The organism is Flavobacterium tistrianum, assembly GCF_003254545.1.
In the GTDB taxonomy this organism is placed as follows: Bacteria; Bacteroidota; Bacteroidia; order Flavobacteriales; family Flavobacteriaceae; genus Flavobacterium; species Flavobacterium tistrianum.
The window spans coordinates 58,585-77,795 of the sequence record NZ_QJRH01000066.1 but is presented as its reverse complement, the minus strand read 5'-3'; the positions used below and the strand labels follow the sequence as shown (position 1 = coordinate 77,795).

15 protein-coding genes are annotated in these 19,211 nt (G+C 33.4%); 8 read left to right on the top strand and 7 right to left on the bottom strand.

All coding sequences use genetic code 11. The features are described from left to right. Positions 1-97 precede the first annotated feature (97 nt). The 3 genes from mdh to DMB71_RS08415 all read left to right on the top strand — a co-directional run bounded on the left by mdh (position 98) and on the right by DMB71_RS08415 (position 4,946). On the top strand, positions 98-1,033 hold the full coding sequence (gene mdh, locus DMB71_RS08425; protein ID WP_008462261.1) for a malate dehydrogenase: 936 nt from the start codon (positions 98-100) through the stop codon (positions 1,031-1,033). 225 nt (positions 1,034-1,258) lie between these two features. Beyond that, positions 1,259-4,249 (top strand): protein translocase subunit SecDF, encoded by a 2,991-nt coding sequence (secDF, locus tag DMB71_RS08420; RefSeq protein WP_111365254.1) that lies wholly within the window; start codon positions 1,259-1,261, stop codon positions 4,247-4,249. An 82-nt stretch (positions 4,250-4,331) separates the two neighbouring features. Then, on the top strand, positions 4,332-4,946 hold the full coding sequence (locus DMB71_RS08415) for an acyloxyacyl hydrolase (protein ID WP_204251775.1): 615 nt from the start codon (positions 4,332-4,334) through the stop codon (positions 4,944-4,946). Between the two features lie 55 nt (positions 4,947-5,001). Here the strand turns inward: DMB71_RS08415 and lgt are convergent, their stop codons facing one another. From lgt to DMB71_RS08385, 6 genes are all read right to left on the bottom strand, one after another. Then, positions 5,002-5,934: a prolipoprotein diacylglyceryl transferase gene (lgt, locus tag DMB71_RS08410; RefSeq protein ID WP_111365250.1), complete on the bottom strand. Its 933-nt coding sequence runs from the start codon at positions 5,932-5,934 to the stop codon at positions 5,002-5,004. Positions 5,935-5,998: 64 nt separating this feature from the next. Next, entirely contained in the window at positions 5,999-6,247 is a 249-nt protein-coding gene (gene yidD, locus DMB71_RS08405) for a membrane protein insertion efficiency factor YidD (protein WP_111365249.1), read from the bottom strand. Between the two features lie 104 nt (positions 6,248-6,351). After that, positions 6,352-7,833: a cysteine--tRNA ligase gene (cysS, locus tag DMB71_RS08400; protein WP_111365247.1), complete on the bottom strand. Its 1,482-nt coding sequence runs from the start codon at positions 7,831-7,833 to the stop codon at positions 6,352-6,354. A gap of 63 nt (positions 7,834-7,896) precedes the next feature. Next, positions 7,897-8,262, bottom strand: coding sequence for a four helix bundle protein (locus tag DMB71_RS08395; protein WP_111365246.1), 366 nt, complete (start codon positions 8,260-8,262; stop codon positions 7,897-7,899). An 88-nt stretch (positions 8,263-8,350) separates the two neighbouring features. Further along, positions 8,351-9,022, bottom strand: coding sequence for a GTP cyclohydrolase I FolE (gene folE, locus DMB71_RS08390; RefSeq protein ID WP_111365244.1), 672 nt, complete (start codon positions 9,020-9,022; stop codon positions 8,351-8,353). 205 nt (positions 9,023-9,227) lie between these two features. Then, positions 9,228-10,424, bottom strand: a complete 1,197-nt coding sequence (locus DMB71_RS08385; RefSeq protein WP_111365242.1) for a pyridoxal phosphate-dependent aminotransferase — start codon at positions 10,422-10,424, stop codon at positions 9,228-9,230. Between the two features lie 123 nt (positions 10,425-10,547). Here DMB71_RS08385 and DMB71_RS08380 point away from each other — a divergent pair, with 123 nt between their 5' ends. The 5 genes from DMB71_RS08380 (at position 10,548) to DMB71_RS08360 (ending at position 18,307) form a co-directional block, all read left to right on the top strand. After that, complete coding sequence (locus DMB71_RS08380) at positions 10,548-11,873, top strand: PDZ domain-containing protein (RefSeq protein ID WP_111365241.1); 1,326 nt, start codon at positions 10,548-10,550, stop codon at positions 11,871-11,873. Between the two features lie 150 nt (positions 11,874-12,023). Beyond that, a complete protein-coding gene (locus DMB71_RS08375; protein ID WP_111365239.1) occupies positions 12,024-14,657 on the top strand; it encodes a gliding motility-associated C-terminal domain-containing protein in 2,634 nt (877 codons plus the stop codon). A gap of 31 nt (positions 14,658-14,688) precedes the next feature. Further along, positions 14,689-15,615: a PorP/SprF family type IX secretion system membrane protein gene (locus tag DMB71_RS08370; RefSeq protein ID WP_111365238.1), complete on the top strand. Its 927-nt coding sequence runs from the start codon at positions 14,689-14,691 to the stop codon at positions 15,613-15,615. Positions 15,616-15,625: 10 nt separating this feature from the next. Next, positions 15,626-17,755, top strand: a complete 2,130-nt coding sequence (locus DMB71_RS08365) for an OmpA family protein (RefSeq protein WP_111365473.1) — start codon at positions 15,626-15,628, stop codon at positions 17,753-17,755. A gap of 66 nt (positions 17,756-17,821) precedes the next feature. Beyond that, positions 17,822-18,307 carry a hypothetical protein gene (locus tag DMB71_RS08360; RefSeq protein WP_204251774.1) on the top strand — a complete coding sequence of 162 codons (486 nt, stop codon included), beginning with the start codon at positions 17,822-17,824 and terminating at the stop codon, positions 18,305-18,307. Between the two features lie 332 nt (positions 18,308-18,639). Here the strand turns inward: DMB71_RS08360 and DMB71_RS08355 are convergent, their stop codons facing one another. After that, positions 18,640-19,020, bottom strand: a complete 381-nt coding sequence (locus DMB71_RS08355) for a DUF1573 domain-containing protein (protein ID WP_111365235.1) — start codon at positions 19,018-19,020, stop codon at positions 18,640-18,642. Between the last annotated feature and the right edge of the window lie 191 nt (positions 19,021-19,211).

The following is a 19,211-nucleotide window of genomic DNA, read 5'->3' as shown; positions in this document are numbered from 1 at the left end:
TAATTTCAATTCGTTTAATTGTTTAAATTTACTAGACAATTAAACGAATTGTCTTTTTAAAGAATAGACAAAATTAATAACCGATAAAGTAAAAAATATGAAAGTTACCATTGTAGGAGCAGGAAATGTTGGAGCTACATGTGCAGATGTTATTTCTTATAGAGGAATTGCTAGCGAAGTAGTGTTGTTGGATATTAAAGAAGGTTTTGCCGAAGGTAAAGCATTGGATATTACACAATGTGCGACAAATACTGGTTTTAATACTAGAGTATCTGGCGTTACCAACGATTATTCTAAAACTGCAGGAAGCGATGTAGTAGTAATTACATCAGGAATTCCGAGAAAACCAGGAATGACAAGAGAAGAATTAATAGGCATCAACGCAGGAATCGTTAAGACAGTTGCTGAGAACGTATTAAAGTACTCGCCTAATACAATTATTGTTGTAGTTTCCAATCCGATGGATACGATGACGTATTTGGCTTTAAAAGCTACAGGTCTTCCGAAAAATAGAATTATTGGTATGGGAGGGGCTTTGGATAGTTCTCGTTTTAGAACGTATCTTTCATTAGCTTTAGATAAACCAGCAAATGATATTTCAGCAATGGTAATTGGGGGTCATGGAGATACAACGATGATTCCGTTAACACGTTTAGCGTCTTATAATGGGATTCCAGTATCTCAGTTTCTTTCGGAAGAAGTATTGCAAAAAGTTGCAGCTGATACTATGGTAGGAGGAGCAACGCTTACAGGTCTTCTAGGAACTTCAGCGTGGTATGCGCCAGGTGCTTCTGTGGCTTATTTAGTAGATAGCATTTTGAACGATCAGAAAAAAATGATTGCATGTTCTGTTTTTGTAGAAGGAGAATATGGGCAGAATGATATCTGTATAGGAGTACCATGTATAATTGGTAAAAACGGTGTAGAAGAAATCGTAGATATAAAATTAAACGATCAGGAAAAGGCATTATTTGCTAAAAGTGCAGATGCAGTTCGTAGTATGAATGATGCCCTAAAAACGATTTTAGTATAATAAAAACGGCAAAAAAGAAAAGAAGCTGCACTTTTGCAGCTTTTTTTTTGAGATTAATTAATAAATAAATTGGTTAATATTTTCGTTAATTATATATTTGCTCGGTTTAAAAAAAAATTGGTAATTCGTGATCTCGTTTTTTTGTTTTGAAAAATCATGTCAGGGCTTATTTTATGGGACTTTAAAACAAAAACAAAAATAAAACATAATTAATTTTTAGTAATAATGCAGAATAAAGGACTTATTAAATTTTTCGCAATTCTATTTGCATTGGTAAGTATTTACCAACTATCCTTCACTTTTGTGGCAAATGGTGTCAAAAGTGAAGCTAAAGCTTTTGCAGGAGATAATCCTGATAAGGAGCTGAAATATTTAGATTCTATTGGTAAAGAAAAAGTATTAAATCTTGGTTTTACTGATTTCACTTACAATGAAGTGAAAAACAAACAGCTTAATAAAGGTCTTGACTTAGAAGGAGGAATCAACGTAATTCTTCAAATTTCTATTAAAGATGTATTAAAAGGTTTGTCTAATAATTCTAAAAATCCAGTTTTTAATAAATCATTAGCTGATGCATCTGCAAACTTAGAAGGAAACAAAACATATTTAAATAAGTTTTTTGAAGCTTTTGAAGCAAATTCAAAAGGAACTGTAAGATTAGCATCTCCAGATATTTTTGCTAACAGAAGTCTTCAAGGAGAAGGTGGAGTTGACTTTCAAATGTCTGATGCGCAAGTTCAAAAAGTTATCAAAAGAAAAGTTGATGAGTCTGTAGAAAGTGCTTTTAAAGTATTAAGAGAGCGTATCGATAAATTTGGTGTTACACAGCCAAACATCCAAAAATTAGGAGAAACAGGAAGAATCTTAGTTGAGCTTCCAGGTGCTAAGGATGTTGATAGAATTAAAAAATTATTAGGTGGAAAAGCTCAATTAGAATTTTGGGAAACTTTCAAAATTGAAGAAATTGGTAATTTCTTAGTATCTGCAAACGAAGCTTTAAAGAAAACTGAAGTTAAAAAGACTGAAGCTAAAACAGTTGCTAAAGATTCATTAAATGCATTATTAACAGATGCTAAAGATTCTTCTGATGTTAAAAAAGGAAACAATCCTTTATTTGATAAAATGATCGTTCAGGGTGGTGGACCAGTTTTAGGTTATTTTGCTCCTAAAGATACTGCTGCTATCAATGATTATTTCAAAAGACCGGAAATTAGAGTATTATTGGCTGCTGATCAACACTATGCAAAATTTGTATGGAGCAAGCCAACAACTATAAAAGATCCTAAAGCTAAAGATATTAAAAGCGCAGCTGATATCGAAGCTGTTGAATTATATGCTTTAAAAGGAAACAGAGACAATAACCCAGCAATGAGTGGTGGTGTTGTAACTGACGCTAAAGATACTTTTGACCAAATGGGTAAACCAGCTGTTTCTATGCAAATGAACAGCCAAGGTGCTAAAGTTTGGGAAGAATTGACAGGAAGAGCATTTGCTCAAAAAAGCTACATTGCTATTGTATTAGATGATATCGTATATTCTGCTCCAGGTGTAACAAGCGGTCCTATTGCTGGAGGAAGATCTGAGATTACAGGTTCATTTGACGTAGCTGAAACTAAAGATTTAGCTAACGTATTAAATGCAGGTAAATTACCAGCTTCTGCAGATATTATCCAATCAACTGTTGTTGGTCCATCTTTAGGACAAGCAGCTATTGATGCAGGTACAATTTCTTCTGTATTAGGTTTCTTATTAGTTTGTGTTTGGATGGTATTCTATTATGGTAAAGCGGGTTGGTATGCAAATCTTGCTTTATTATTAAACTTACTATTCTTATTCGGAATTATGGCAAGTTTTGGTTTTGTATTAACATTGCCAGGTATTGCAGGTATCGTACTTACATTAGGTACAGCGGTAGATGCGAACATTATTATCTACGAAAGAGCAAAAGAGGAATTGCGTGAAGGTAAATCTCTTTCTGAGGCAGTTCAAGCTTCTTACGGATGGCATGGTGCAATGCGTTCTATTATTGATGCGAACGTTACTCACGTTTTAACTGGGGCTATCTTATTCATTTTCGGAACAGGTCCTATCAAAGGTTTCGCATTAACATTATTAATTGGTATTGTAACTTCATTGTTTACTTCTATCTTTATTGCTAGAATTTTCATTGACAGAAATATTGCAGGAAAAGGAGATTTAACTTTCTCTACAAACATTACTAAAAATTGGTTTACAAACTTCCACTTTGACTTTATTAAGATTAAAAAATTCACTTACATCTTCTCTTCAATTGTAGTTGTTGTAAGTTTAGTTTCTATCTTCTTCGTTAACGGATTAGATGAAGGTGTTGATTTTGTTGGAGGAAGAACTTTCCAAGTTAAATTCGAAAAACCAGTTGATGCGACTGTAGTTTCAGATGAATTATCTGCTGCTTTCGGTACTCCGGTTGAGGCTAAAATTTTGGGTGATGATGATCAATTGAAAATCACTACTAAATATAAAATTAAAGAAGACGGTGTTGCTATTGATGAGGAAGTAAACCAAAAATTATATGCTGCTTTACAGAAGTATTTCCCAAATACAACTTACGATAAATTCATCAACTCATTTGATGGTAAAAAAGTAGGTGTATTGCAAGCGTCTAAAGTTGGAGCTTCTATCTCTGAGGATATTAAAACTAACTCTTACTGGGCAGTTCTTGGTGCAATGGCAGTTATTTTCTTATACTTAATGGTATCTTTCCGTAAATGGCAATATTCATTAGGTGCGATTGCAGCTGTTGCTCACGACGTAATCTTCGTATTAGGAGTTTATTCATTATGCTACAAATTCATGCCATTCCACATGGAAATGGATCAGCACTTTATCGCTGCGATCTTGACTGTAATTGGTTACTCTATGAACGATACGGTAATTGTATTTGACAGGGTAAGAGAGTTTATCATCGGAAACCGTAAAGGAAGTTTCGAAGATATCGTAAACGCTTCTATTAATACTACATTATCTAGAACATTGAATACTTCATTAATGATGATTATCGTATTATTAACGATGTTTATCTTCGGTGGAGAATCTATCAGAGGATTTATCTTCGCAATGTTAATTGGTATTATCGTTGGTACTTATTCTTCATTATTTATCGCTACGCCAGTATTGGTTGACACGATTTCAAGTGATGAGAAGCACACTATCGAAGACAAGCATAATAAAGCATAATTACTGTTTTAATTATAAAAAAAAGATCCAGCGAAAGCTGGATCTTTTTTTTATGTTTGTATGTGTCAACCAAAACCACATTATGCTTTCAAAACGAATATTCTTTATTGTAGTGTTATTTGCTACAATGCATCTTAAAGCGCAAGAAAAAAGCAGTAATTTCAGTATAGGTTTTAATTATGGTTTTGGAAGTGAATTTAGTAATAGAAACTATACGTTTACAAATCACTTTTATAAAGTTCAGATATATTATAAGGTAAAAGAAGCAAAACGTTTTCAATATCAGATTTTAGTCCAACCTGAGATTAATTTTGCTGAGCATCAATTATTGAATTTCTATTTTGTTAAGCCTGAAACGCCCAATTATCAGCAAAAAAGAGACGAGTATATACAGTTAAAAGATGTTCGCGAATATGTACTTAATTGTGGCTTTCTAGTTCGTAAGCCTGTTGGTAAAATGTTTTCGTTTTATGTTTTAGGAAGTATTGGACCAATGATTACAGATACAGAAACGGAACGAATGTCTAAAGGTTTTGCTTTTGCCGATGTTTTAGCGCTTGGTTTTACGGTTGGTTATAATAAAATAAAGTTTGATATTCGCCCAAGCGTAAGGCATGTTTCTAATGCTGGTTTAGGAAGCAGTAATGCGGGATATAATACAAAGAATATCGAATTTGGTATATCGTATCAATTATAAAAAGAAAATGCCCAATATTTCAAATATTGGGCATTTTTTATGAATTGAAATATTCTTATGATTCAGCTAAAGGATTTCTCTGTGCTCTAATGACAAAGAAAAGTCCGATAATGATAAATGGTATACTTAGCCATTGTCCTGTTGAAAACAAGCCTAATTCGCTCTCAAAACCACCTTGGCTTTCTTTTACAAACTCTACAATAAAACGAACAACAAATAACAGAACTAAAAACAATCCGAATAAAAGTCCAGATTTAAGTCTAGCGTTTGTTTTCCAATATAAAAAGTATAAAATAGCAAATACAAAAACGTAGCAGATCGCTTCGTAAAGTTGAGTAGGGTGTCTAGAAGGCACTTCTGCTAATAATGTTGCAAATTTTGGATCAGTTGCGATTGCATTGTAAGCTTCTTTTGGGTCTGCAATACCTGTTTTTTGTACTGCTTCGGCTTTGCTGAACGTGTCATGAAGAAAACGGATTCCGAATGCAGAAGTAGTTTCGTGACCAATAATTTCAGAGTTAAAGAAGTTTCCTAAACGAACAAAAATTGCACCGCTTGCAACAGGAATTACAACACGGTCTAAAATCCATAATAACGGACGTTTTAATATTTTTTTACTGTAGTAATACATCGCAACAATGATTGCGATAGCGGCTCCGTGACTTGCTAATCCTTGGAAACCTGTAAATTGAAATTCAGGTTCAAATTTAAACGGCAAGAAAATTTCAAGTAAATGATTTCTGAAATATTCCCAATCGTAAAAGAAAACATGACCTAAACGAGCGCCTATTAAAGTGGCTAAAACGGTCCAAACAAATAAAGAATCTAGTTTTTCAATTGATTCGTTTTCTCTTTCGAACATCTTTTTCATTAGGAACCATCCTAAACCAAAAGCAATTACAAACATTAAGCTGTAATAGCGAATCATAAAAAATCCTAAGTTGATTCCCTCAGAAGGATTCCAAACTAAATTTAAGGCGTGTGTCATGTATAAATGTTTTTATATAGCTGTAAAAGTAAATATTTAATGTAAAGTACCGCTTTCTAAAAAGTTAATGTTTGTGGTTGCATTTTTTTTCTGGTACAGGATCGTAACCGCTTCTTCCCCAAGGATGACAACTCAAAATGCGTTTAATGCCTAAATAACCGCCATAAAACAATCCGTGAATTTGCAATGCCTGAATCATATATGTTGAACAAGTTGGCTCAAATCTGCAAGCAGCCGGTGTAAAAGGTGAAATGGCAGTCTGATAAAAACGGACTAACAATACAAACGGATATATCAGAATTTTTGAAAACATATTTTTTGTACCAGTTAGTTTAGTGCTCAGTGTTCAGTTTGTAGTATTCAGTAGGCTCAAAGTTTGAATCTGAACACTAAAAAACTGTACACTGATCACTTTTTTTATTGAATGCTAAAAGTAGTTCCTTCTTTTCCGTCTTTAAGCTGAATTCCTAAAGCGATTAATTGATCGCGAATCTGGTCAGAAAGCGCAAAGTTTTTATCTGCTCTGGCCTGATTTCTCATTCCGATAAGCATGTTTACCACGCCGTCTAATTTATCGCTATCGCCATCAGCGGCTTTATCGTCATTAAGTCCTAAAACGTCATATACAAAAGCATTTATAGCTTTTTTGAAATCGGTTAAATCATCGGCAGAAATTGTTTCTTTGCCATCTTTCAATAAGTTGATGTAACGAACGGCTTCAAACAGTTGCGCAATTAAAATTGGCGTATTGAAATCATCATTCATTGCATCGTAGCAAAGCTGTTTCCATGATGCGAAATCTATTGAGCTAGAATTTCCTGCAGTAATATTTGGTAAAGCATCTAGTGCTTCCATTAATCTTTTGTATCCTTTTTCAGCCGCAACAATAGCATCATCAGAAAAATCTAAAATACTTCTATAATGTGCTTGAAGCATGAAAAAACGAGTTACAGAAGCAGAAAATGGTTTGCTTAAGATGTTGTTGTCTCCGCTAAGAATCTCGCCCGGAAGAATATTGTTTCCAGTCGATTTCGCCATTTTCTTTCCGTTTAAGGTAAGCATGTTGGCATGCATCCAGTAATTTACTGGAGCCTGACCTGTGCAAGCTTCATTTTGAGCAATTTCGCATTCGTGGTGAGGGAATTTTAAATCCATTCCGCCTCCGTGAATATCAAAATGATTGCCAAGATATTTGGTGCTCATGGCAGTACACTCTAAGTGCCATCCAGGGAAACCATCGCTCCAAGGAGAAGGCCATCTCATGATATGTTCCGGTTCTGCTTTTTTCCAAAGCGCAAAATCTTGAGGATTTCTCTTGTCTGATTGTCCGTCGAGATCACGCGTGTTTGCCAGCATATCGTCGATATTTCTACCGCTTAATATGCCGTAATTATTGGTTTCGTTATATTTTACAACATCAAAATAAACAGAGCCATTGGCAACATAAGCAATACCTTTATCGATAATTTTTTTGATAATTTCTATTTGCTCAATAATATGTCCCGTTGCTGTAGGCTCGATGCTTGGAGGTAAAAAATTGAAAGCTTTTAGAATATTATGAAAATCTACAGTATATCGCTGTACAACTTCCATTGGTTCCAATTGCTCCAAACGTGCTTTTTTAGCAATTTTATCTTCACCTTCATCCACATCATCTACGATATGTCCAACATCGGTAATGTTTCTAACATAACGAACTTTATAATCTAAATGCAGAAAATATCTGAAGATTACGTCAAAAGACATAAAAGTTCTCACGTTTCCTAAATGGACATTGCTATATACGGTAGGTCCACAAACATACATTCCAACGCTTCCTTCATGGATTGGTTTGAAATCTTCTTTTTCACCCGAAAGTGAATTGTATATTTTTAAAGGCTGACTGCTATATAGTGGCATAGTATTTTTGTTTAATCGTTTAATCGTTTAATCGTTAATTTTGTTTAATTCGGATTATCGGATTTATTGTTGTGAAAGATAATATTTTTTTAGATTATTTATTTGATTACAAATTTTTTCAATTTTTTCTCTTGATGCTACATAATCTGTTTCTGAAACATAATTTAAATCTTTTGAAATGATTAAATGATTTAAAGTTTCCATTGCAGATGAATAAGAAATCGTTAAAAAATGAGCTTTGTCCTTACTTGTATTTCTTGAAGTTCCTTCAGCAATATTTGTTGCAATCGAAGATGCACTTCTTTTTATTTGAGATGTTATTCCGAATAATTCATTTGATGGAAATTTACTGGTCAATTTATAAATATCCAAAATGAACATTCTTGCATTTTGCCACACTTCAAGTTTCTCAAAAGAAAAAATGTACATGTTTTTTAGTTTAATCGTTTAACCGTTTATTTGTTCAACTGTTTTTTTCGATTAAACGATTAAACAAATAAACGATTAACCCAAATATTTAGAATTGAGTATCTAGTTTGATATAATCTAAAAATTCTCTTTTTGTTTGTGGCTCTTTGAATTTTCCTCCGAACTCAGAAGTTACAGTACTGCTTTCGATATCTTTAATTCCACGAGAGTTTACGCAAAGGTGTTTTGCATCAATCACGCAGGCAACATCTTCTGTTCCTAAAGCTTTTTGAAGTTCTTGAACAATCTGCATAGTTAGACGCTCTTGTACTTGAGGTCTTTTTGCATAATACTCCACAATACGGTTCATTTTTGATAAACCGATAACGCGTCCGCTTGAGATATAAGCAACGTGAGCACGCCCGATAATTGGCAGTAAATGGTGTTCGCAAGTAGAATAAACCGTGATGTTTTTTTCTACAAGCATTTCGCCATATTTGTAATTATTGTCAAAAGTAGAAGCTTTTGGTTGTTTTGCTGGGTTAAGACCACCAAAAATTTCTTTTACAAACATCTTTGCAACTCGGTTTGGAGTTCCTTTAATGCTGTCATCTGTCAAATCCATTCCTAAAGTTTGCAGGATGTTTTCGACATCTTTTTTAATTTTTTCTATTTTTTCTTCATCAGTGATGTCAAAAGCATCCTCTCTTAAAGGGTTTTTGGCATTGCTGCTGAAATGACTGTCACCTATTTCGTCTAAAAAATCTTCGTTATTTATCATTAAGAACTACTATTATAATGTGGTATATCTTTTTAAGGCGGTAAAGATAATTAATAAATGGGAAACCTTTTCTATGGTTTTTAGGATTTAATTACTCGTTTTTGGATATAATTTAAAATTTGAAGAGAAATACTGTTATTAAAAACAAAAAAGACAACAACGAAAAACGTTATTGCCTTTTTTAAGGTGTATTATAATGAATTGATTATCTGTTGTTGTACACCAATAAAGCTTCTTTTAAAATATTTACGGCTGTAATCAAATCTTTTTTGTTCAAAACATAAGCAATACGAACCTGATTTAGTCCCATTCCAGGTGTTGAGTAGAATCCTTTCGCTGGAGCAATCATTACCGTTTCGTTATTTAAGCTATAGCTTTCTAAAAGCCATTGTGCAAAATCATCAGAATCTTCTATCGGAAGTTCGGCAATACAATAAAAAGCGCCTTTTGGTTTTGTTACTACAACGCCTTCAATCTTGTTTAATTCGGCAATTAAAGTATCACGACGATCTTTGTATTCGCCAATTACTTCGTCAAAATAACTCTGTGGAGTGTCTATTGCAGCTTCGCAAGCAATTTGTTCTATAGTTGGCGGACTTAAACGAGCTTGAGCAAACTTCATAACAGTTGCCAAGACGTCTTTGTTTTTAGTTACCAGACAGCCAATTCTTGCTCCACACATACTGTAACGTTTAGATACAGAATCGACCATGATAACATTTTGCTGTACATCTTCTAAATTCATAACAGAAAAATGCACATCATCTCCATCATATAAAAATTCACGGTACACTTCATCGGCGATTAAGTATAAATCGTGTTTCTTAATTAAATGAGCTAGCTGTTTGATTTCGGCTTCAGAGTATAAATATCCAGTCGGATTTCCAGGGTTGCAAATCAGAATGGCTTTTGTTCTTGGTGTTATTAGTTTTTCAACTTCGTTAATGCTTGGCAAAGCAAAACCTGTTTCGATAGTAGAAACAAGAGGCACTACAGTTGCACTTGTTGAAGAAGCAAACGCGTGATAATTAGCATAAAAAGGCTCCGGGATAATGATTTCATCTCCAGGATCTGTAATTGTGGCCAGTGCAAAAAGTAAGGCTTCAGAACCACCAGTAGTTACAATGATGTCTTCTGTGTTAACGTTTACATTTTGGCGCTGGTAAAAATGAGCTAATTTTTTTCTATAGCTTTCATATCCGGCAGACGGACTGTATTCTATAATACTCAAATCAATATTTTTTACCGCCTCGATGGCCACTTCCGGTGTCTTGATATCCGGTTGACCAATGTTTAAGTGATACACCTTGTGTCCTTTTTTCTTTGCTAAATCAGCAAAAGGAGCCAGCTTGCGTATCGGAGATTCGGGCATGTTTTTTCCCTTGAGTGAAATTGTCGGCATGAGTATAAATTATTGAAGTGCAAATTTGCATTTTTTTTTCCAATTTAACGTAAACAATACAAGGACTTGCGAAAATGTAACAATAATAAATATATTTACTAATTTTATAATAAAATATTGTCAATGAAAAAATATATAGTATTGTTTTTTGGGTTATTCTTACCTTTTTTGCTTTTTGGACAAGGCGATTTTTTATTGGAAAACAATGCAACAAAGGCCACAATACCTTTTAAATTGATAAATAACCTTGTTTTTATTCCTATAAAAGTAAATGGAGTTGAGCTAAATTTCCTTTTAGATTCTGGAGTTGAAGAAACCATTTTGTTTAGTATGGAAGAAAAACAGGAAGTGAGTTTTAACAATGTTGAAAAAATCAAACTTCGTGGTTTAGGAAGTGAAGAAGAAATAGAAGGCTTAAAATCGACAAAGAATATTTTGGAAACGCATGGTCTGAAATCAAATGATCACATGGTCTTTATTATTTTAGATCAAAGCTTCAATTTATCGTCTCATATTGGAATTCCTGTCAACGGAATTATCGGCCATAAATTCTTTAGAAATAATTATGTTGAAGTCAATTATCAGAAAAAGAAAATAATTGTTCATGCTAAAAGTGCTAAATATGAGGAAAAGCTAAACAAACAGTTTAGAATGATTCCGATTACGATAGAAAAAGCAAAACCCTATATCATGACCACAGCAACTGTGAATAATGAAGAAATTCCGGCAAAGCTTTTAATTGATATTGGAAATAGTGATGCTTTTTGGATTTTTGAAAACAATAAAATTAAGCTCCCAAACAAAAACTTTCCAGACTTTTTAGGAAAAGGATTTAGCGGAGATATTGAAGGGCATCGCGCTAAAATTGATAAGTTTTCGATTGACGAGTTTGATTTTAAAAAACCAATTGTGTCTTTTCCCGATTCTGTCTCAATACGTAACGTTAAGATGGTTCCAGGACGTATCGGATCTGTAGGAGGTGAAGTCTTAAAACGATTTACCTTGGTTTTGGATTATAAAGGGAAAAAGTTGTACCTGAAAAAAAATAGTAAATATGGAGAACCCTTTACATACAATAAGAGCGGAATTACGATTCAGCACAACGGACTCCAATGGGTACAGGAAACTGTGCATTTAGAAACTGTACGAGTTGCTACTTCAATGGATGAATTGCAGGAAAAAGACAAAAACAACAATAATTTTAAATATAAATTTGCTCTTAAACCTGTTTATGAAATTGTAAATGTGCGCCAAAATTCTGCCGCCGAAAAATGCGGATTACGCAAAGGAGATATTATTGTCAGTATTAATAATACACAACCTTATAAATACAGTCTTCAGCAAATCAATAATCTTTTAAAATCTGAAGATGATGTTTGGATAAATATGGAAGTAGAACGAAATAGCTTAGTTCTTAAATTTAGATTTAAATTGGAAGATGAATTGTAAAAAAATATTGAATTACATTTTTTTCGATTTATTATAAAACCATGTCCTACGATGTTGTATTGCAGGAATGTGCTTTTTTTGTGAAAATAAGTTTACTAAAAAATTTAATTTTTGTTAAATATTTTCTTATGTTTAAGGAAAATTTAATCTATGGCAAAAAACTACATTAGCTACCACCATTTTGTATTGTTTTTTATTTTTTTTACGCTATTTTCTTCAAAACTAACTGCGCAATGCGCTGGTATTGACAACACAAACGAATTGATTTGTGATGTTACGAATCCAATTTATCAATCGGTCAATTTATTTTCTTTATTGGGCGGTTCTCCCGTTCCCGGCGGAACATGGACAGGAAGTAGTCAGCAAGGTTTAGATGCTTCTAATGGTATTTTGAACGCGCAGCTTATTCTTGGCGGTGGAACTTATCGTTATACTTATACTGCTCCAGCAACTTCAGGATGTACAGATAATAAAGCTGTAGTTACGATTACGATAGGTGCCTATGCGGGAGTTGGATCTCAAGCAACAGTTTGTAACGAAAGTGACTTTTTTAATCTTTTTACGGCTTTTGATAGTAAAGTAATGGGACCGCATGTAAATGGAAAATTTACAACTACTGCAGGGGAACCTGTAGACCCTGTAATAACGATTGGACAGTATACAGCCAAAACAACACTTAACTTCATTTACACTGTGCCGCCAGTGGTTGCGTGTTCTCCGAATTCAAAGTCGACTAATGTACAAGTAACCATTTATATAGCTCCGAAAATTGGTGAGCCACAAGATTTGGAGTTATGTGGCACTACAGATTTGGCAGCGTACACCGATTTAGATTTATTTGACCAGTTAAGTGCAGGTGATAAAGGAGGTACTTGGTCAGGTGTAGGATTAACTTCTCCTACAGATCATAATATTAATCTTCAAGAATTGTTTGATACAAATGGACCAGGCGTTTATTCTTATACCTATACTGTTTTAGCAGTTCCGGGTAACAATATATGTCCAAATAAAAATGCAACAGTAAATATTACTCTCGAAAAAAGACTTGATTTTACAGGATCAAAAATTGAAGCTCGTAAAGATATTTGTGAATCTGAAATTCCAACAGCGACTTATTCAGCAAAAATTACCCAAGGCCCAAATACTATTCCTGATGGTACATATAATGTCAGTTTTAGTGTTGTTGGACCGGGAGTATCAGCTTCTCAAAATGTGAAGGGAAATTTTGCGAATGGAGAGTTTAATTTTCCAATACAATCGTCTTATTTTAAGCAAGTAGGCGAGTATACTATAACAGTTACGGGAATAGTTTCTGCAACAAGTAAAAAAACGTGTGTAAATATCTTTAGTCCGTTTTCAACTATTTTAACGATTTATCCGTTACCAAGATTGACTAATGCCTCATTGACGGCGCTTCCAGTTTGTCAAAATGATGATGCAATAATTCAAGTTACTGCACCCAATTTGCTTGATGGAAATTATCGTATTTTTTATAACGTAAATGGAGATAATCTGTCTCTGGGTGAAACAGCAGAAATGCTTTCCGTTGGAGGAAAAGCCTCTTTTATTGTTCCAGGAAATCTAAGTACAAGAAGCGGATTATCAGTAATTACTATTTATAGTATTACAAATATTACAAATCCAACGCCTCAATGCAGTAATACAGCAAATGTTGCAGGAAATTTAAACATAAATCCACTTCCAAATGCAGTGACAGTGGTTGCAAAAGTCAATGATTTCTGTTTGAATGCGCCAGTTACCGTTGCAGTTTCCGGTTTAGGAAATTTAACTAATGCCAGTATTTCTTATGTGTTGTCTGAGAGTAATTCTTCATCTGTGCAAACCATTGCAAAAGCAGTAACAAATGGAAAATTAGATTTTATTATTCCTGCAGAACTGCTCTTAAATACTGGTACGACAAAGATTACATTGCTAAATTTAACTAATACAGTAACAAATTGCGATGTTAATTTAATCAACGTTACAGATGATTTTGTAATAAATCCAATTCCGCCAGCACCGATTGTTGCAGATCAGCAGTTTTGTAAAGTGGATGAAGCGGTAATAGCCAATTTAGAACCAAAAGGGGTACAATATAAATGGTATAATTCTGCAACAGCAATGACACCGCTCGCGACTGATTATGTTTTAAAAACAGAAGATTATTTCGTTAGAGAAACTTCGGCAGCAGGTTGCACTTCAGAACCGGCCAAAGTTTCAGTAATTATATACGATACGCCAGCTCCGGAAATGACAGAAACACCAGATTTTTGTGGATTGGCAAATCCGAAAATAAGTGATCTTTCTAATAAAACAAATGTTCCCACAACCGTTGCTTGGTATGATGCTGTGGACGGAAATTTATTGTCTTCAACCACATTATTAGTCCATAATGCAACTTATTATGGATATGATTTAAATGAAGTAACAAGATGCTTATCTGAAAGTTATAGAGAAGTAAAAGTCTCATTGCAAGACTGTGAAGTGGCTCAGTACGATTTCTTTATTCCAGACGGATTTTCACCAAACGGAGATGGGGTAAACGACTCGTTTGTGATAAAAGATATTGAATTTTTATATCCAAATTATACACTTGAAATTTATAATAGATACGGAAACGGAATGTATAAAGGAGATAATAGTAAACCAGCTTGGGATGGCAAAAATTATGAAAGGAGCGGCATCGCAAGTGGCGTAGCACCTAACGGAGTTTATTTTTATGTACTGCATTTTAATAAAGACAATAAACCGCCCAAACAAGGCCGTCTTTATTTAAATCGCTAAATCTCTTTTTACATTTTAATATAATTTTCAAATGAAAAAAATAATACTCCTTATAAATTTCCTTTTCTGTTTATCCATTTCTGCACAGCAAGATCCTGAATATACGCATTATATGTACAATATGAGCGTAGTCAATCCTGCTTATGCGACAGGAGTGCCTGCCATGATGAATTTTGGCGGATTGTATAGAACGCAATGGGTTGGCGCTTATGGAGCTCCAAAAACATTTACGTTTTTTGGACATACAGCAATCAATGATAAAATAGAAGCGGGAATCTCTTTTATTTCAGATGATATTGGAGACGGCGCCAAAAAAGAAAATAATGTTTATGCTGATTTTGCCTATGTTTTAAAATTAGGCGGAAAAAATAAATTATCGTTGGGCTTAAAAGCGGGATTTTCATCCATGCAAACCAATTTTAATGGATTTCGTTTTACAGATCCACAGACTGATTTTGCTTTTTCAGAAAATATAAACGCAACAAAACCAAATATTGGAGTTGGAGCCTATTATTTTAGGGACAATTTGTATGTTGGATTATCTGCACCGAATTTGCTAAAATCAAAATACATTGAAGAAAAATCAGGAATCAATGCTTTTGGTTCTGAAGAAATACACACTTTTTTAACGGCTGGTTATGTTTTTCAAGTTAGCGATAAGGTGAAGTTGAAACCAGCATTTATGTCAAAGTTTGTAAAAGGAGCGCCAATTACTTTAGATGTTACAGCTAATGTTTTGTATAATGAAAAGTTTGAATTTGGAGCTGCCTACAGAATTGATGATTCGGTAAGTGCTTTGTTCAATATTAATGTAACGCCAACTTTGATAGTAGGTTACGCCTATGATTATACGCTCACAAATTTTGGTCAGTTTAATTCTGGAACACACGAAATCATGTTGCTGTTCGATTTGGACTTGTTAGGGAAAGGATTCGATAAATCACCAAGATTCTTCTAAAATGAAAAATATGAAAAAACTACTCGTTATTATATTCGTATTTTCAATACAGTTTATAAATGCACAGGATCAGGAATTGATTAGAGCAAAACGTTTTTTTGATAAAACGTATTACAGTGAAGCCATTATTTTATACCAAAAATTAGCTGACGAAAGACCTTCGCAAGAAGTCATTAAAAACTTGGCTGATTCTTATTTCTATACCAATGATTTGGTTAAAGCGCAGCGCTATTACCGTCTTTTGATTTCGAGTTACAGCAATAATTTAGATAGAGAATACTATTTCAGATACGCACAAACTTTAAAAGCAACAAATAGCAACGATGATGCAAATGCCAATTTAAAGGAATATTATTCTAAATCTGCGAATTCAGAAGATATTGTCAATTTTGAAAAAGAGCTTAAAACTTTAGAAAATGTGACCGCAATTGGCAAACGTTTTGAAATTAAAAACCTTGCGATAAATACGCCAAATTCTGAATTTGGAGCAGTGAAATACAAAGAAAATCTAGTTTTTGCAGGAGTTAAATTGAAACCTGGTTTATTTGATAAAAAATACAAATGGGATAATGAAACCTATTTAAATTTGGTTTCAATTCCGTTAAAAAACATCAATTCGGCAGATTCTATTGTTCATTATTTTGCTAAAGAATTGAAAACAGGAATGCACGAATCGAATGCTGTTTTTACAAAAGATGGCAAAACCATGTATTTTACCAGAAACAATTCTAAAAATGGCAAGAAGAAAAAAGACGATAAGAAAATCTCAAACCTTCAGATTTTTAAAGCAGAATTGGTAGAAGGAAAGTGGACAAACGTTACATCGCTTCCGTTCAACAGTCCGAATTATTCTGTAGAACATCCTGCTTTGAGTGCTGATGAAAAAGTATTGTATTTTGCTTCTGACATGCCGGGGTCTTTAGGTTCGTTTGATATTTATTCGGTAAACATAAATAAAGGAGCATTTGATACTCCGAAGAATTTAGGACCGCAAATCAATACCAATAAGAGAGAGCAGTTTCCTTTTGCTTCGGCAGATAAAAAATTATATTTCTCATCAGACGGACATTTAGGATATGGGTCATTTGATGTTTTTGTTTCTGAAATAAACGGAAATGAATATTCAAAACCAGTAAATGTTGGACTTCCGTTAAATTCTAATTTAGACGATTTTGCCTTTAATATTGATTCTGATACTAAAGAAGGTTTTTTTGCTTCGAATAGAGAAGGAGGAAAGGGAAGCGACGATATTTATCAATTCAAAGAAATCAAAGATTTGATTGTTGAAGATTGCAAACAGTTTATTGCTGGAACGATTACAGATATTGATACGCAATTGGCTTTAGAAAATGCAACGGTTTTATTGCAGGATTCAGATAATAAAACTTTAAATACAATTACAACTTCGGCTGACGGAAAATTTAGTTTTACGGTAGCCTGTGAGACTTCGTATAAAATTAGTGCTTTCAAAGAAAATTATACTAATGCTTCTAAAATACTGACTTTAGATAAAACGAGAGACAAAGTTAATGATGGTTCTTTGGCTTTGAGATCTTTAGACGCTATTAAAAAAGAAGAAAAACAAATTGCAGAAAACAAGAGAAAGCAGGAAATTATTATTGAAGAAGAAAATAAGAAAAGAGAAGCTTTGGTGGCAGTTGAGTTAAAAGAAAAAGAAAAAAAAGCCAAAGAAGCCGCAATTGTTGCAGCTGAAGTTAAAAAGCAGGAAAAAGTAAAAGACATTTTAGCGAAAGAAAAAGATGTCGTAAAAGACAAAGACCGCTTGATCATTAAAACAGATCCGATTTACTTTGATTATGATTTGTGGTACATTCGTAAAGAATCCAAAGTGATTTTAGGCAGAGTTGTAGAATTAATGAAAAAATATCCTGAAATGGTAATCGAAATTGGATCGCATACCGATTCAAGAGGAAACGAAAAATACAATGCTGAATTATCTCAGAAAAGAGCCAACTCCACTAGAGAGTTTATCATTCAATCTGGAATCGAAGCCAAAAGAATTTCTGCAAAAGGCTATGGCGAATCAGTGCCAATTATAAAATGCAAAACCGATGAATCTTGTTCTGAAGAAGAACATGAATTGAACAGAAGATCTGAATTTGTAATCAAAAATTTGTAAAATTATAGTAAGAAGAAACTCTTTTTTCTTTAATTTTATAGTGATATCAATAAAATGAAAAATATTATGAGAAATCTAACCTTATCTTGTTTACTTGTATCCTTCATCGGATTGCAAAGCTGTAAAAATGAAGAAAAACAAAAAGCCGCTGAAGCTGCAAAAGCGGAAGGTGAAACAGTAGTAAGCACTGCATGCTACAAAGCAATTTATGAAAAGGATACAATAGATTTAAAATTGAATACTTTAAAAAACGGAAAACTAACTGGAGATATGATTATGAAAGTTGCGCCTTCAACTGTTAGAACAGGAGAAGTTGCAGGGGAGTTTCATGGTGATACGCTGTTTGTAGATTATACTTTTAAAGACAATGTAAACGGAGAAAAAACTTTCAAAAATCCGATGGCACTTTTAAAACGTAATAATCAGCTTATTTTAGGAAACGGAACTATGCAGACAACGATGGGAGTTACTTATTTAGTAAAAGACAAACCAATTGATTTTGAAAGCGTAAAGTATAAGTTTGATACAGCTGAATGCGCTGAGAAGAAATAGAGAAGAAAGATTTGAGAGGCAAGATGTTTTTTTACAAAAATAAAACGAAGCTGTCTCAAAAGGACAGTTTTTTTATTGGACAGAAATATTTATAACATTTTTTTGATCTGTAAAAACCCCAGCGGGGTGAAATATTTATAGAATTGATAATGTCAAAAATGGATAAAGCTCCAGAGGAGCGACATATTTTTCCGTAGACTTAAAATATGTCGCTCTTCTGGAGCTTTATATTGTAAACATTTATTAAATATTTCGCTTCTCTGAAGTTTTTTTAAAAAAAATAGCCGTCTATTCGAGACAGCTATTTTTGTTATTTTAAGATTATTTAATTCTTATTGAACTTCACCCTTAATTTTAAGAGCTACTCTTCCGTCAGGATAGTTTACCGCATTTGTTTCAACAGTAATCGTTTTACGGATAGGTCCTGCGACCATATTATATTTTACATCTATTTTTCCTTTTTTGCCTGGCAAAATTGCTGCCGCAGGTTTTGTTACAATGATTGAACTTACTGTAGATTCGGCACCAGTAATCAATAAAGGAGCATCTCCGGTGTTTGTAAATTCAAAGGAGCGAAGTCCATTGTCACCTTTAGAAATTTTTCCATAATCAATTGTATTATCAGGAGCATCAAATTCAATTTTTGGGCCATTTTGCGCATAACTTATTGCACTAAACAATAAGACTGCAATAAAAGAGGCTGCATTTTTCATATGAAATCTTTTTTTAATTGTAAGTAAATATACATTCTTTTAATTAACACACAAATTATTATTTCTCTTTTTATAGTCTACTTAATTATTTACTTTTGCTGTCAGTTATAAATACAAAAATTGAACCATTTTTTTGTTTAACTGTTTAAGCGTTTATTTGTTTAATCGTTGAGATTGAATTATAAATGATC

Coding starts and splice junctions, on each gene's coding strand:
- mdh (WP_008462261.1), top strand. CDS start 98: ATGAAAGTTACCATTGTAGGAGCAGGAAATGTTGGAGCTACATGTGCA.
- secDF (WP_111365254.1), top strand. CDS start 1,259: ATGCAGAATAAAGGACTTATTAAATTTTTCGCAATTCTATTTGCATTG.
- DMB71_RS08415 (WP_204251775.1), top strand. CDS start 4,332: ATGCTTTCAAAACGAATATTCTTTATTGTAGTGTTATTTGCTACAATG.
- lgt (WP_111365250.1), bottom strand. CDS start 5,934: ATGACACACGCCTTAAATTTAGTTTGGAATCCTTCTGAGGGAATCAAC.
- yidD (WP_111365249.1), bottom strand. CDS start 6,247: ATGTTTTCAAAAATTCTGATATATCCGTTTGTATTGTTAGTCCGTTTT.
- cysS (WP_111365247.1), bottom strand. CDS start 7,833: ATGCCACTATATAGCAGTCAGCCTTTAAAAATATACAATTCACTTTCG.
- DMB71_RS08395 (WP_111365246.1), bottom strand. CDS start 8,262: ATGTACATTTTTTCTTTTGAGAAACTTGAAGTGTGGCAAAATGCAAGA.
- folE (WP_111365244.1), bottom strand. CDS start 9,022: ATGATAAATAACGAAGATTTTTTAGACGAAATAGGTGACAGTCATTTC.
- DMB71_RS08385 (WP_111365242.1), bottom strand. CDS start 10,424: ATGCCGACAATTTCACTCAAGGGAAAAAACATGCCCGAATCTCCGATA.
- DMB71_RS08380 (WP_111365241.1), top strand. CDS start 10,548: ATGAAAAAATATATAGTATTGTTTTTTGGGTTATTCTTACCTTTTTTG.
- DMB71_RS08375 (WP_111365239.1), top strand. CDS start 12,024: ATGGCAAAAAACTACATTAGCTACCACCATTTTGTATTGTTTTTTATT.
- DMB71_RS08370 (WP_111365238.1), top strand. CDS start 14,689: ATGAAAAAAATAATACTCCTTATAAATTTCCTTTTCTGTTTATCCATT.
- DMB71_RS08365 (WP_111365473.1), top strand. CDS start 15,626: ATGAAAAAACTACTCGTTATTATATTCGTATTTTCAATACAGTTTATA.
- DMB71_RS08360 (WP_204251774.1), top strand. CDS start 17,822: ATGAGAAATCTAACCTTATCTTGTTTACTTGTATCCTTCATCGGATTG.
- DMB71_RS08355 (WP_111365235.1), bottom strand. CDS start 19,020: ATGAAAAATGCAGCCTCTTTTATTGCAGTCTTATTGTTTAGTGCAATA.